Origin of the sequence: Proteiniclasticum sp. C24MP, assembly GCF_043951855.1 — a bacterium.
Lineage (GTDB): Bacteria > Bacillota > Clostridia > Clostridiales > Clostridiaceae > Proteiniclasticum.
This window is the reverse complement of record NZ_JBINJW010000007.1, coordinates 60,255-73,958: the sequence shown is the minus strand read 5'-3', so window position 1 is coordinate 73,958 and position 13,704 is coordinate 60,255. Positions and strand designations below refer to the sequence as shown.

The window sequence follows — 13,704 nt, the reverse complement described above, 5'->3', positions numbered from 1 at the left end:
TATTTATATTTCGTTGTCTGGTAATCGATCCGGCCGTTTCTGACCTGCAAAGATAAATGTCAGAAAGAATATTCCTCTGACCAGTTGAAGAACTGTTGGACTGATACCTACCATAAGTAATCCATTGTTTAAGAGTGTGACAGTAACCGCCCCAAGGGCTCCTGCATAGATATAAGATCTTGTTCCGCCAAACACAGACATGCCTCCGAGGACAATGGCTAGCACTACATCCATATTAAGGCTTGAAGCCGTTCCAACACCTATGGTACCCGTTCTGATGCCCGTCATGATGGCCGCAAGACCGATTCCTATACCCGATACAGCGAAAGCAATCATCAGGTACTTGTTCATGAAAATTCCGCTCTGCTCAGCACAGATCTTATTTGATCCTAGAAACTTTATGGAACGTCCGATTCCAGTAAAGTGAAAGAGCACCGCACACAGAATGAAGTAAGCCGCAAAGGCTATGTAATGAAAATTCGCACTGGTAAGCGCCGATGTCATCTCATAGGGCAGTGTTAAGGTTCCAGCACCCAGTATTGTCTGCAAAATTGCCTGGAATAGAACCATGACCACTATAGATACAAACATGACAGAAACTTTCAGCACTGTACTCAGTACTGCTGTTGCTACCATAATCAATGTAGCGACAACAATCGCAGAAAGAATCATCACAGGCACGGATTCTGTTGCAAGGTATGCCTTACTCATGATGGCAGCTGTTATTGCAGTGGTAGCTCCAAGAGCAATACTCACATTCCCCGTTCCAAATATAAACACCGCACCAGTTGCCACCGTACCAATGATTATCGCCTGGGTGACGATGAGTTTGAGATTTCGAACATCTCCAAATTTTCCATCCGTAGCGATATTGAATCCAATGGCCATGACAGCCAACAGAAAGATCGGCATCAGACGAATGAAGAATTGCTGTTCATTTAACCGTTTTAATTTCTCCTTCATTTCTTCCTCCTACAACATGGCATCTATCAGTTTATGTTCGCTGAATCCTTCACTCCTGGGAATCTCAGCACTGATTTCGCCGTCTTTCATGATGATGATCCGATCACTCATCCCTATCAGTTCCGGAAGCTCCTCACTGATCAGTAGAATGGCCTTTCCGCTTTTCTTCATTTCATAGATCAGTTTGTACATCGCTGCTTTAACCCCGATATCCACACCTCGTGTGGGACAGTCCATGATGAGAATATCGGAGTCAACGCCAATCCATTTCCCAAAAACAATTTTCTGCTTGTTCCCACCGGATAGTGTACTCACTAGATGAGCCTCTGATGCACATTTGATAGACAGGTCTTCGATCTGTTTTTTTGCATATTGGGACTCTTTCCTGAATGACAGGATGGGTCCGAAAACTTTATTGATATCATGGGCAATACTGACAATATTTTCCTTCACAGTGGCATTCAGAGCCAGAGACTCACGGTCTCGATTTTTCGAAAGGTAAGCCATTTTATGCTTGACTGCTTTCTTCGTATTGTCAATGACAGTGCCATCTGACAGAGTTACTTTTCCATCCAATACTTTCTCCGCACCGAATAAGGCTTTCCCCAGAGTGTGCATGCCACAATCCGATAATCCTCCGATGCCCAGCACCTCACCTCGATGAAGCTCTACACTGAAACAAAGCAAATCCTCCAGCGTAGTAATCTGATCCGCCCGTAGAACCACTTCGTCTGCATAGCCTTCCTCATCTGCATGATAGTAGTCTCCTTCAAGATTTCGTCCGATCATCATTTCTTTCATGCGGTCTGCATCGAACTCATTTTTCTCTAGCGTTCCAATGAAATCCCCATCACGAAGGATATGAATGATGTCACACTGTTCCATGAGCTCTTCCAGGTCATGACTGATAAAAAGAACCGTTGTCCCCTTTGATGTCAGATTCTTCATCAGCGCATAGAGGAGTTCACGCCCAATATGGGATAAGGCCGTTGTTGTCTCATCTACTATAAACACTTTAGGATTCCAGTACATTGCTTTGGCGATCTCAACCAGTTTGCGATCCTGAAGATCCAGCTTGGATGTAGGGGTTTCAGAATTGAATGAAGTGATCTTCAGTTCATCCAGTATTTTCTGAGCAGCCACAAACATCTTCTTTCGGCTGATGAATATTCCTTTTGAAAACAGCATTTCTTGACCTAAGAATATATTCTCTGCCACAGTAATATTCTCAATGGTTCCTGTTTCCTGAACAATCATAGCCACTCCGTTCTTCTGTGCTTCCAGCACATTCCCGGGCTTCCACTTCTGACCATCCAGAAAAATCTCTCCACTTGTCTCTTGTGTAATCCCTGCAAGTATAGATGCAAATGTGGATTTTCCACTTCCATTTTCTCCAACGAGTCCGCACACCAAGCCTTTTGGCACGGTGAAGGATACTTCGTTCAATGCAACGGTTACGCCAAAATGCTTGGATACATTGCTGACTTGAATAAACCGATCATTGAAATCGTCACGCTTTACCATTTCCATAACATACACGTTCCTCCCCTGTATTCGTTAACATAATCAATGTATCACGTTTTTTTCTATTCAGTTAGAAAAAAAAACTTTGGTATTAGTATTATTTTAAAGTAATTGCATGAAATTGCATGTTTTCGTTGATTAATTCCTGTGTCTTAGTTATAATTTCTTCAAATAACTATATTTTCACTCGAAGAAGATATACTTAATCGCAATTCTTTAATCAAGGTCAGTTTCGTAATAAAGGAGTATCCTATGATCAGCAGAACACTAGATTTCATAACCAAGCTACTAAAAGACACATTGAAACTGGACATGCATTATTTTCTTGAGCCTTATAATGATTTACCAGCATTTGACCTTTATCTTCGGGATAGTCTGGAGAGATCTCATGATCTTTATGATGATGTTCGTGGCTTTATCAAGGAAATGGACCATTATACATTTCACATTGTCACCGACTCTTATATGCTGAACTATATTTTTTTCTATCCTTATGAGGACAAAAATGAGCTCATTACCATCGGACCATATTTTAATAAAACCGTCGATGACAAATACTGGCACGATTTAACAGAGCAGCACAATCTTACCATTTCAAATGTGCAGCACTTGAAAAGTTTCATTTATGGTATACCCGTCATTAACACCAATCTCCAGATCATCTCCACCATTGGTAATATCGTGAACTACATCAATCCCGATGCCACGCCTTTTTCTGTTCAGTACCATGACCTGTCCAATGTGTCAAAATCAGGAATACTATATCAGCCAAAAACTGATTTTGATGCCTACTCCAGAAAAGTAGAGCTGAGGTACCGCACTGAGAAAGAGCTTCTGCAGCATATATCAGCAGGAGACCGCAAAGCCGCATTGGAGTCCGCAAGAAAGTTCATCAGTGCACCCTTTGAACCTCGATTGACAAGCACTTTAAGAGAGCAGAAATCATTGCTTATCACAGCAAATACTCTCTTCAGAAAAGCCATTGAACCCAATGAGATTCATCCGATATTTCTACACGAGATCTCAAGCAAGTTTGTGAACTACATTGAAAACGCCCTTAGTGAGACAGCGTTAGACCAATTATATGAGAAAATGATTCGGGAATACTGTCTTCTTGTGAAGACAAAATCCACCAGGCAGTATTCCCATTGTGTAAGGCAGACCCTGTATTTCATCGATTTCAATCTGGATGCAAAAATCAGCCTTTCTGATTTAGCGGAAAAATACAACGTTTCCGTGCCCTACCTTTCCAATCTCTTTAAAAAAGAGGTTGGCACAACCATTATCAAATACATCAACAAGCTAAGAATTGAAAGAGCAAAAAACCTGCTGAACACCAGCTCCCTTTCCATACAGGATATTGCAATCCACGTGGGTATCTATGACCATAATTACTTCACGAAGGTTTTTAAGAAAGAAGTGGGTGTTGCGCCGACGGATTTCCGAAACAATGCCTACCTGGAGAAGATATAGGTTTGGTGCATAATATCTTCTATTTTTCAGCAGTTTGCTTTGAATAATCTGAACATGAACAGGTAAAGTCTGCTTCTCCCCAATAGACTTATCATTCGAACACATTCAAAAAACACACCAAAACACTCGCGAGTGTTTTGGTGTGTTTTTAGTTAAACTTTCTCTACTCTTTCATCTCTGGAATTTCTGTCTTTACGATCAGATTAAATTCAATTATTCCTTCGAAATCTGCAAAGACATCGATGTATGATTCATCAGCATATTCTTTTGATTCTCTAAAAACATATATCGGTAATGAAACCTTGGATGCTACTTCTGAAACTATGTTATGTATTTAATAGTTCATTTCTTTAACGCATAAAAGATATTGGATGAATTAGTAATCGATACAAATATCCGTTACGTGAACTGCATCGCATCTTTCAGCAATTCAACTTCTGCATGACTACCTGAATAACATCCACTTTCATTTTGGTGTCTTCTTCTCTTCACATTCTGATTTCTCATAGATGGATGCTCTAACGCTGCACAAATGTAGTTATGGTCATGAATCACAACATTATTTTTCAACCCATTGTTCGGGATACTAAGGGCTTTACCACCTGCCCATGACTCCTTCAGTTCCTTAGAGAGTAAGGAAAGATTAATTGAGGCTGGCTTTCCTAATGTGATGATTACTTTTGGTTTTATTGTTTCAATCTGAAGCTTGAGGAACTCTAAATTTCTATGAACATATGCTTTGTCCTTTGATCCTGGAAATGTACCAGTCATCAATTTCACATCGCGAAGCCCCATGTAAACATTACTGAAGAAGCATCGGTTAAGATCAATCTCTGCTGTTTTAAAGAGTTTTCTCAATTCTCTCCAAGTAGGACCATTAATCTCATTCTGCATACTATCCACCATTTTTTTGTATTCTAGAACAGTTGAGAAATCATGTCCAAGAACAAGTATATCTGGAATTATCTCTGATTTTTCCTCTAACCATAGCTCCATTCCCCCAGGAAAAAAGGCAGTAAGCTCCATCATTTCAGAAACAGGCTTTACTTTATCGGGATAAGGTTCAACCATATTCATTTTGCTAAATAAAAATTCTGATAACTGTCTTCTATTCATAAATCACCTCAAAACAGAAATTTTCATATAATCATCTATATATTATAGTTTTCTACTTAAGCCTTATTATATAATTTAGAGATAATTATCACAACATATTTGACAATCAACCATTTATTATTCATTTTCTCCGACCTATTAAGACCAATATTGATTCTTCAACTAATCTTAAAACTGATATTTCAATAAGATTCTATGTCAAATAGAGAAAGCTTAGAAAACATAATAATTTCTCATTATTTTATTGTAATAAAGTGTAATCATCGTTTAAAATAATACTATGTTTTGATTATCGTTTTCAATCCTTAATAATATAGTTATTCTGACTTACCCAGAAAAGCTACCAAATCAATATTCCCATACCGAATCTGGAGCAAATTCCGATCTTATCACATCTTCATCATCGTCATCACAGGGAACTATCTATGAAACGAAATTCTGCCTAGCGCTACTGCTTTTTTCTGAGCATTTCTCTCTCGCTGAGCCAACTCTCTTCTTATTTTCACTGCGATGCCTCTGCGACTCTTCACGCTTTCCTTCAAATCTCAATCCATCTGCCTCATTATCATATTTTATACTGTTACAGGAGGACTTATTTTATGAGTAAACCCCGTTATGGCGTATGGAGTAATATCAACTATACGCTGAAAAACATCTGGAGAATCGATTCCGTACTCCTTCTATCTATGGTGGCACTGGTCTTTGCCATGGTGGTGCAGCCTCTGATCGGCATCTACATGCCGAAGTTCATCATTCAGTACTCTGAAGAAGGCAGATCAGTCAGAGAACTGCTGCTTCTCATCGCCATATTCGGTATAGTTTCCTTACTCGTCGGCCAGATCAGAAGTTTTGCCGATGGATATTTTCCCAGAAGAAAATCCCATTTCAGAAGCATGAACCTGGGTTCTGAGATGTGCATGGCCTCACTGAATGTCCACTATAAATACCTCTCCTCCGAGCAGGGACAGCTGGAAATGCGTAAGGCACGCCATGCCATGAGCAGACCTTCCACCGGTGTGGAGGACATGGTCACTAGAATCGTCGAGTGCAGCGCAAATCTCTTAGGCGCCCTCGTCTACATCATCATCTTATCCTGGCTGAATCCACTCATCATACTTCTACTTGTGCTCTGCGGCATCTTCAGCTTCCTCGCAGGAAACAGCGTGAATAAATTCAGAATCCGAAACAAGGATGCCATAAACAAGATCCGAAAGAAACAGTCCTACGTCATCGATGCCTCAAAAGACGTGAAGTATGCAAAAGACGTGAGAATGTATGGTATGTTCCAGTGGCTTGTTTCCTTAGGTCAGAAGTACATTAATGAGGAAATGGATTGGGAAAAGAAGATCTCGTTCCGAGTATTCATAAGCGCTGCAGTGGACGGCCTTATAGCCTTCCTGCGTGATGGATTCGCCTACATCTATCTGATCATGCTGGTCCTGCAGGGCTCTCTTTCCGCTTCAGAGTTTGTGCTCTATATCGGCTCCATCACAGGCTTTTCCATGTGGATCAGTAACTTCGTCAACAATGCCATCATCTTGTCGGCAGACTCCCTTGAAGTCTCGGATTACCGTGTATTTCTGGATCAGGTGGAAAAGAATGCCAACTCGAACCTGCCTGACAGAAAAATCGAAACACCTATCTCCATTGAATTACGGGATATCTGCTTTTCCTATGGCGAAAAGGTCATCTTTGATCATTTCAATCTGAAAATCGAAGAAGGAAAGAAAATCGCTTTGGTAGGTATCAACGGTGCCGGTAAATCCACACTGATCAAACTGATTCTGAATCTTCTAAAGCCCGACAGCGGAGAAATTCTCATCAATGGCATTGATTCAAGAGACATCGACATAAACAGATACTTCGATCAGTTCTCCGTGGCATTTCAGGATGCACTGGTACTGGCTTACGGAATCGACGTCAATATTTCCATGAAGCCTCGGGAAGAAACAGATCAGCAGAAAGTGGATGAAGTGATCAAGATGGCAGGGCTTCTGGAGAAAGTAAGCAGCCTTCCTAACGGAAAACACACCAGCGCTGAAAAATATCTGGACCGTGAAGGCACAGAACTATCCGGTGGAGAACGTCAGAAACTGATTCTGGCACGAGCCTTATACAAAGATGCTCCGGTTCTGATTCTGGACGAGCCTTCTTCTGCACTGGATCCCATCGCAGAAGCGCAGTTATATGAGAAATATCATGATATGACCAAAAACAAGACATCCATCTATATCTCCCATCGTTTATCCAGCACAAAATTCTGTGACGAAGTGCTGCTCCTGGATCAAGGACATATCATTGAGCGCGGTACCCATGAAGAGCTGATGAAAGCAGGCAAGCAGTATGCCCATATGTTCAAAGTCCAGAGTCAGTACTATAACGAGGAAGCGGAGGTGGCATCATGAAAAAAGACCGTAAACCCAGACTGAACCTGACTTCCGTGAAGATGGCCTTAAAGACCATCCATACCCTGCGCAAGCAGTATCTGCCAGTACTCTTCGTAAGTGCCATTCTTCAGGCAATAAAACCCTTTGTGCCCATCGTGTTTTCAGCGAGAATCCTGGATGAACTATTAGGAGACAGAAACCAGACAACCCTGATCACGCTGGCAGCGCTCCTCGTCGGCCTCATGTTCATCCTGCATATTCTGAGCGGATACTTCACCAAAAGGTACAAGGATGAAACCAACCATCTGATCTTCAATTATGAGTTCGAGCTGTCAAAGAAAACCATGAAACTGGACTATGCCCTGATTGAAAAAACGGAAACCATGGATCTACTCCAATTCATCCAGGAAGGCGGAAATAACTACATGGGCATCTGGAATATCGCTGAGTTTCTGCAGCTGGGAACACTGGCCATCCTGGAGATCCTTATCGCTTCTGGCCTGATCCTGACCATGTTCACAAACGGCAGCCAGGTGGAGGTGACAGGAAGCCTTGCCTTCATTCAATCACCATTGGTGTTTATGGCAATGGTTGTGGTGCTCCTCACCGGCATTTTTCTCTCCAGTATCATCCAGGGAAAGTTAGGGGAGACTGTAGCTAACAGCGCAAAGGGTGGGGTTGGTGCCAACAGGATATTCGGTTATCTGTTTTTCCATATCAGCTACAACTATGCAAATGGCAAAGACATCCGATTATACAATGCACAGAACCTCCTCCATGAGAAGATCATGGACTTTGTTGAGCCCAACTGCAATGATTGCCTGGTGAACTTTGTAAAACCCAATATCCGGCATTACTCCCTGCTGAACCTGGTGAATGTCTTCATGATGGTGGCAGTCTACACATTCGTTGTTCTGAAAGCCTACGTAGGCGCTATAACCATAGGTGTCATCTTCATACAGATCAATGCCATCATGAGATTATATCAGGCCATCGGCAGTTTTCTGAAGCAGTACAATATGCTGGTCGCTGCCTGTGATCACTTCCAAAGCAGCATCACCTACTTCAACTTACCTGAAATGAAAAAAGAAGGGTCAAGACAGATCAGCAGCCAGGATAGCTACCTGTTCGAATTCAAAAACGTCAGCTTTAAGTACCCTTCATCGGAAACGCTCGTTTTAGATCATATCAACCTCACCATACATTCAGGGGAAAGACTGGCTGTAGTCGGCATGAATGGCTCCGGAAAAACCACACTGATCAAACTGCTCTGCAGACTATACGAGCCTACAGAAGGAACCATAACACTGAATGGTATAGATATCAGAGAATACGACTATGAAGAGTACATCCGGCTTTTCTCTGTTGTATTCCAGGACTTCAAACTGTTCTCTTTCGGCATGGATCAGAACGTTACTGTGAGCGAAGATGTTGACATGGAAAAACTGGAGGACTGCCTCGTGCACGCTGGTTTAGAAAATATGGTGCATGCATCGGTTCCTGATTACCAGGTATCCGTTGGGAAGAATTTTGATGAAGAAGGCCGAGACTTCTCCGGTGGAGAAGAGCAGAAGCTGGCCATTGCAAGAGCGTTATATAAAGATGCACCCATCGTGGTACTGGATGAACCCACAGCAGCCCTTGACCCTATAGCCGAGTTTGAAATCTATTCGAAATTCGACGCACTGGTAAAAGACAAAGCAGCAGTTTTCATCTCCCATAGACTTTCTTCCTGCAAGTTCTGTCATAACATCGCAGTATTTCATAAAGGAAAAATCGTACAGCTTGGAAATCATACTTCCTTGGTTTCTGATAAAGAAGGAAAGTATCATGAGCTGTGGTTTGCACAGGCCGATCATTATGTTTATGAATAATAGGTAATCGCAGCAGATTCTCTTTGTAAATTGTCCTTGGCATTATAAAAAAATGCATAAGCAAAAACAGTGTCATTCAAGAAACCCTTGAATGACACTGTTTTTGGCTTAACAAAGCTTATTTTTTCTGCAACTGCTCCAGCAGTCTAAGTTTCTTCTGTATCAATTTACTTTGATGTGCAACACTCGCATATCATTCACTAATAGGTATCACACAATAATAAGATACCGAAGCTGACTCAGAAATACTTGTTAGCCTTAGGATCATAACGTTTTACAGGATCCCAAAACTCCATATTTTCAGAAGGTTCTTCATTCTGATCTTCATCCGCTTCATAATAATTCCGGAGATACAATGTGCCATTCAGTAGCTCTCCAGTAAGTGCCACAGAAGCTCCTGTGATATAACCATCGCTTGATCCAGAAAAAGCAGCTGTTGGAGCAGCTACTGATATCGCTTCAAACAATCCTACATCTTCCAGCATGTAATATACTCCGAAAGGACCATTTGCTGAAATATTTACTTCGTTACCGCTATCAGATATAAATGTATCAATATCATTATCTGACATCCTCTTCGTCATAAGGCTTTTTCCATTGCTGCTGATTCTTACACTTTGGATATATGGACAGTCGCGCTTTTCCTTATACTGTTCATACTTCTCATTTTCAAAATATCTCACAACCTGAAGTATTTCCATAATTTCTTCCTTCGTTCCGCGAATCTGAATTTCAGTGATTAAGTCTGCTGACATTAGATTTCTCCTTAGTCTAGATTTATTGCTTTAGTAGTATACATCAATGAGCAGTTCATTCAGATAGAATATTGAATAACCATACTAAGAACTCATTGATTTTATCTCCATAAAGTCCTATATATCCTCAACATCAAAATCTTGTTGAGTTAATTCATTGATATCCGTATTATAATGAGACATCACTTCTGAGTTTTCATAAAAGCTTATATTGGCAATAGGAAGTGTTTCCAGATGTCTCTTAAGTCTATAGCACATAGGTCTGAAAGTAAAAAACGTGACCCCACCTGAAGTTAACGCGCCAACAAAGGGTATAACTTTTGCAACTCCACCGGCAAATATTCCTTTATTCATTCTAGCTCCAATGGCTACTGCAATTTTTTTGATGATAGGATATAACACTCCTTTGGTTAATGGCTTTGCTGCTATCACTTTATTTGCCCTCGCAGCAGCTGCTGCAGCTACTTTAGCCATTACCTTATTTGCCGCTTGGACTCCAAACATAACACCAAGAAAGACTGTAATAAGTGAAAATGTCTCATCATCAAAATCTTCATCTTCTCTAAAAAGATCTCTCCATCCAAATAAGTATATCAGCTTCTGCAAGATGATGATAACGTGGGCAAAATATTGCGCCAGATCACCAGGAATAGTAACAGCCATTCCAAACCCGCCAGGGACACCTGCCGCTGCAGAAATTGCAGTAACCTTTTTTGTTTCAAAATCAATGCACGATCTAGCAATATTATTCAGTTCATCTGATGAAATGCCCGCCCTGGCAGGATTATACTCTATGGCGGTTTTCACGACATCCTCTTTGTAATATTTGGATAGAGTTCTCCGAAGAAATTGCTCTCGATTAATTCTTACGCCAGGAATCTTCATTGCAGCGTCAAGCACATTTTGAAATAGTTCCATATTATCTTGTACAGCTATTTCCTTCATATCTTTCTCCTTACACTCTTTTTGACATTAAAATGCACTTATCCAAGCATATACATCTTTCACTATGGTGTTTCCACTTCAGTATCAGCTGGATCAACATCCTCATTGTTATCCTCTATATAAATCCATTCAATTGAATACTCTTTTTCTGTTTTCTCTCCAATTTTCATTATATATTCTTCAATTAGTCTCTTCGCTCTTTCCTGAGCGCTTGCCAGAAGAGTTCTATCATTTGATGCAGTCTTTACCATATTCTCCTGAGCTGCATCAAAGGCCTTAGATTCATCTTCAGCAGTAATTTTAGCAGAGTCCGCATCTACTATATAAGAAGCATCCGTTAGAGAGTCAGGATCCACTTTATATTCGAGCACTTTTGCCTCTGGTATTTGTATTGTGACATATTCCTCATTCACTTCAATATCGAGCAATGACGGATCAATTCCAATCTTAACTATGCCGCTATATTCTATCCAGAAATTCTTATCCTTAGACCAGAACAGAAACTTAGATGCATCTTTTTCTTTCACTTTTGCGACATTATGATAATAGCACTCTAGCGTTGCAAGCTTAGTGATAGACTTCATTTCAATCTCTTCCGGTTTTTCTGACAGAGACTGCTGATTTGAACATGAATAAAGAATAGAGGATAATCCTACAATTAGTATCATTGTCGTAATCTTCTTTAACATACTCACCTTGCACCTCCAAAGACCACTTCTAGTTGATATTCTGTATTTGTTAGAAATGGAGTCATAATAGCTTTCATCGTGTTCTCCGCATTCATTTGTGCAAGTTCTAAGATGGAATCTTCTTGACTGCTTTCTAAGGTCACATCTGCGATACAAGCATCATATGCCTTATCAGAAATACCACTTTTATTGACTTTTTCGTTCTTAAATATATAATCCAGAGATCCCATATCCACAATTACGTCCTGAATGGTGATTTCAGGAATTTGAATCTCAAGTATACTTTCTTCCTTCTGTTCAATAATCAACTCACTGAAATCAAATCCTGCATTTACTTTAGCATTGTATGATACGTAGTAATCAGTTTTCTCCGTGTCCTTTTCATTCTTCACCTCTGCTATCCCATTGTACACAGCCTGAAATGTATGAAACTCACTGATATCGATTATTTTCTGAAGGTCGGATAAAGTTACTATTTCCATCTTTCCTTCATCCTTACCCAGCACTTTCGCTCCTACAAATCCAATCCCTAAAAGCACTACCAGTAAAAGTATCTTACCAATCAAACCTATCTTTTTGAATTTAGCAATTGCTTGTACTTTCTCATCCTTATTTTCCTTTTCACTAGGATTCAATTTATTATCCTTATCATCCATCCCATTTTCTCCCCTCAAAATTATTATTTATGATTTTGCAGCAATTGATTTTAAGTGACACGAACCGTAAGATATTAGACTATCCCCCACTTCACGTATGCATATCAGCAGCTGTCATCAAGGGATCTGTTTTTCTTGCGAATAAAACAAATAATATTTAGAATCTCCATATTTCACCCTTCATTTCCTAATATAATAATGTTGTATAAATGAATCACATAAATATAAAATTAGTATTGTATATACTCTCAAAATATCTTATGTATTTCTAAATATGAATTTCTACACCTATAAAGATTATAGAATATTCTAAAATCAAATACAATAAACGATTGCACTAAAGTTATATCTATACTAATATATGACAATTTCTTCAGATATATTTTACCCTATTTAAGATAAGAACTCTCCTCCATAGAGAGAAGAGTTCTTATCTTTAACATCTAAAATTGTCTTAAATCGTATGACCTAGTAACCGACCGCTTCTACTCCATAAAGCGCTTCCTCACTGGTAAAGCCTTCAAATTCGAGCTGAGAAATCAGTTCCGACCTAGAGAATGAGCTGAAATCCAGATAATCCTTCGCTTTTACAGCAGCCTGTTCCTTCCAGTCCGCACCACAGGAATCAGCTCCATGCACTGCCTCTTCATTTGTGAATCCTTCGTACTCCAGCTGCTGGATCAGACCTTTATAAGAAAATGCAGTGAAATCCAGATAGTTCTTTGCACTCAAAACTGCCTGCTCATACCAGTCTGCTCCGCTGTTATCTACTCCATAGATGGCTTCTTCATGGGAATAACCTTCAAATTCAAGCTGCTGTACAAGCCCATCATAGGAAAATGCTGTGAAATTGAGATACTGAATTGCACTGCCTGCAGCATTCTTCTCGCCTAAGGTTGCTCCATCATTCTCTTCCGGTACCGGATCAGGCTCTGTCACAGCTGGCTGCTCTTCTTCTACCTCCTCATCCTCATGCACTAAAACCTCTTCTGGTTCTTCCTCAATAGGCTGTGATACTACGGGATTGCCTTCTGATACATCACCTGCAACGCTTTTCCCCTCTTCTTCTCCACCGCTGAGCGCTATACCGATGACAACTACAGCCAATAGCCATACCCACCATTTCTTGTAGAACGGCTTACCTGTTTTTCCTCTCATCATGATTTCCTCCTTCTTCATTTTTATGACAATGTGTTTTCGTGGTTTAAGTTACAGCATTTCCAATAACTCCCGGCGCTCCATGAATCTGTAAGACGATTTCTTTATCGCTAACTGTATAGGTAGTATAAGCCCATTAATGTACATAAATACGGACTGTTCTT

The 13,704-nt window shown here is 40.3% G+C and carries 11 protein-coding genes; 3 read left to right on the top strand and 8 right to left on the bottom strand.

The features are described from left to right. Nucleotides 1–3 precede the first annotated feature (3 nt). The gene (locus tag ACHAL6_RS07375) at nucleotides 4–963 is read right to left on the bottom strand and encodes an ABC transporter permease (RefSeq protein ID WP_207599379.1); all 960 of its coding nucleotides are present in this window, start codon (nucleotides 961–963) and stop codon (nucleotides 4–6) included. 9 nt (nucleotides 964–972) lie between these two features. Beyond that, entirely contained in the window at nucleotides 973–2,493 is a 1,521-nt protein-coding gene (locus ACHAL6_RS07370; RefSeq protein WP_242694069.1) for a sugar ABC transporter ATP-binding protein, read from the bottom strand. Between the two features lie 246 nt (nucleotides 2,494–2,739). Here ACHAL6_RS07370 and ACHAL6_RS07365 point away from each other — a divergent pair, with 246 nt between their 5' ends. Further along, the gene (locus ACHAL6_RS07365; protein WP_395269712.1) at nucleotides 2,740–3,960 is read left to right on the top strand and encodes a helix-turn-helix transcriptional regulator; all 1,221 of its coding nucleotides are present in this window, start codon (nucleotides 2,740–2,742) and stop codon (nucleotides 3,958–3,960) included. A 399-nt stretch (nucleotides 3,961–4,359) separates the two neighbouring features. On the opposite strand, the gene ACHAL6_RS07360 is transcribed toward ACHAL6_RS07365, so the two are convergent. Then, complete coding sequence (locus tag ACHAL6_RS07360) at nucleotides 4,360–5,076, bottom strand: uracil-DNA glycosylase family protein (RefSeq protein ID WP_395269711.1); 717 nt, start codon at nucleotides 5,074–5,076, stop codon at nucleotides 4,360–4,362. A 599-nt stretch (nucleotides 5,077–5,675) separates the two neighbouring features. Between ACHAL6_RS07360 and ACHAL6_RS07355 the strand changes: the two genes are divergently transcribed. Both ACHAL6_RS07355 and ACHAL6_RS07350 read left to right on the top strand, forming a co-directional pair. Then, complete coding sequence (locus ACHAL6_RS07355) at nucleotides 5,676–7,481, top strand: ABC transporter ATP-binding protein (protein ID WP_395269710.1); 1,806 nt, start codon at nucleotides 5,676–5,678, stop codon at nucleotides 7,479–7,481. Further along, on the top strand, nucleotides 7,478–9,337 hold the full coding sequence (locus ACHAL6_RS07350) for an ABC transporter ATP-binding protein (protein WP_395269709.1): 1,860 nt from the start codon (nucleotides 7,478–7,480) through the stop codon (nucleotides 9,335–9,337). Before ACHAL6_RS07355 ends, ACHAL6_RS07350 begins: the two co-directional genes overlap by 4 nt. A gap of 239 nt (nucleotides 9,338–9,576) precedes the next feature. On the opposite strand, the gene ACHAL6_RS07345 is transcribed toward ACHAL6_RS07350, so the two are convergent. From ACHAL6_RS07345 to ACHAL6_RS07325, 5 genes are all read right to left on the bottom strand, one after another. Continuing rightward, complete coding sequence (locus ACHAL6_RS07345; protein WP_395269707.1) at nucleotides 9,577–10,092, bottom strand: hypothetical protein; 516 nt, start codon at nucleotides 10,090–10,092, stop codon at nucleotides 9,577–9,579. Between the two features lie 117 nt (nucleotides 10,093–10,209). Continuing rightward, complete coding sequence (locus tag ACHAL6_RS07340) at nucleotides 10,210–11,037, bottom strand: hypothetical protein (protein WP_395269705.1); 828 nt, start codon at nucleotides 11,035–11,037, stop codon at nucleotides 10,210–10,212. A gap of 62 nt (nucleotides 11,038–11,099) precedes the next feature. After that, entirely contained in the window at nucleotides 11,100–11,726 is a 627-nt protein-coding gene (locus tag ACHAL6_RS07335) for a DUF4230 domain-containing protein (RefSeq protein WP_395269704.1), read from the bottom strand. A gap of 2 nt (nucleotides 11,727–11,728) precedes the next feature. Next, complete coding sequence (locus tag ACHAL6_RS07330; RefSeq protein ID WP_395269703.1) at nucleotides 11,729–12,382, bottom strand: DUF4230 domain-containing protein; 654 nt, start codon at nucleotides 12,380–12,382, stop codon at nucleotides 11,729–11,731. 468 nt (nucleotides 12,383–12,850) lie between these two features. After that, nucleotides 12,851–13,543 carry an Ltp family lipoprotein gene (locus ACHAL6_RS07325; protein WP_395269702.1) on the bottom strand — a complete coding sequence of 231 codons (693 nt, stop codon included), beginning with the start codon at nucleotides 13,541–13,543 and terminating at the stop codon, nucleotides 12,851–12,853. Nucleotides 13,544–13,704: the final 161 nt, after the last annotated feature.

Bases quoted from the DNA above. Each gene is read 5' to 3' on its own strand.
- ACHAL6_RS07375 (WP_207599379.1), bottom strand. From the start codon at position 963: ATGAAGGAGAAATTAAAACGGTTAAATGAACAGCAATTCTTCATTCGT.
- ACHAL6_RS07370 (WP_242694069.1), bottom strand. From the start codon at position 2,493: ATGGAAATGGTAAAGCGTGACGATTTCAATGATCGGTTTATTCAAGTC.
- ACHAL6_RS07365 (WP_395269712.1), top strand. From the start codon at position 2,740: ATGATCAGCAGAACACTAGATTTCATAACCAAGCTACTAAAAGACACA.
- ACHAL6_RS07360 (WP_395269711.1), bottom strand. From the start codon at position 5,076: ATGAATAGAAGACAGTTATCAGAATTTTTATTTAGCAAAATGAATATG.
- ACHAL6_RS07355 (WP_395269710.1), top strand. From the start codon at position 5,676: ATGAGTAAACCCCGTTATGGCGTATGGAGTAATATCAACTATACGCTG.
- ACHAL6_RS07350 (WP_395269709.1), top strand. From the start codon at position 7,478: ATGAAAAAAGACCGTAAACCCAGACTGAACCTGACTTCCGTGAAGATG.
- ACHAL6_RS07345 (WP_395269707.1), bottom strand. From the start codon at position 10,092: ATGTCAGCAGACTTAATCACTGAAATTCAGATTCGCGGAACGAAGGAA.
- ACHAL6_RS07340 (WP_395269705.1), bottom strand. From the start codon at position 11,037: ATGAAGGAAATAGCTGTACAAGATAATATGGAACTATTTCAAAATGTG.
- ACHAL6_RS07335 (WP_395269704.1), bottom strand. From the start codon at position 11,726: ATGTTAAAGAAGATTACGACAATGATACTAATTGTAGGATTATCCTCT.
- ACHAL6_RS07330 (WP_395269703.1), bottom strand. From the start codon at position 12,382: ATGGATGATAAGGATAATAAATTGAATCCTAGTGAAAAGGAAAATAAG.
- ACHAL6_RS07325 (WP_395269702.1), bottom strand. From the start codon at position 13,543: ATGATGAGAGGAAAAACAGGTAAGCCGTTCTACAAGAAATGGTGGGTA.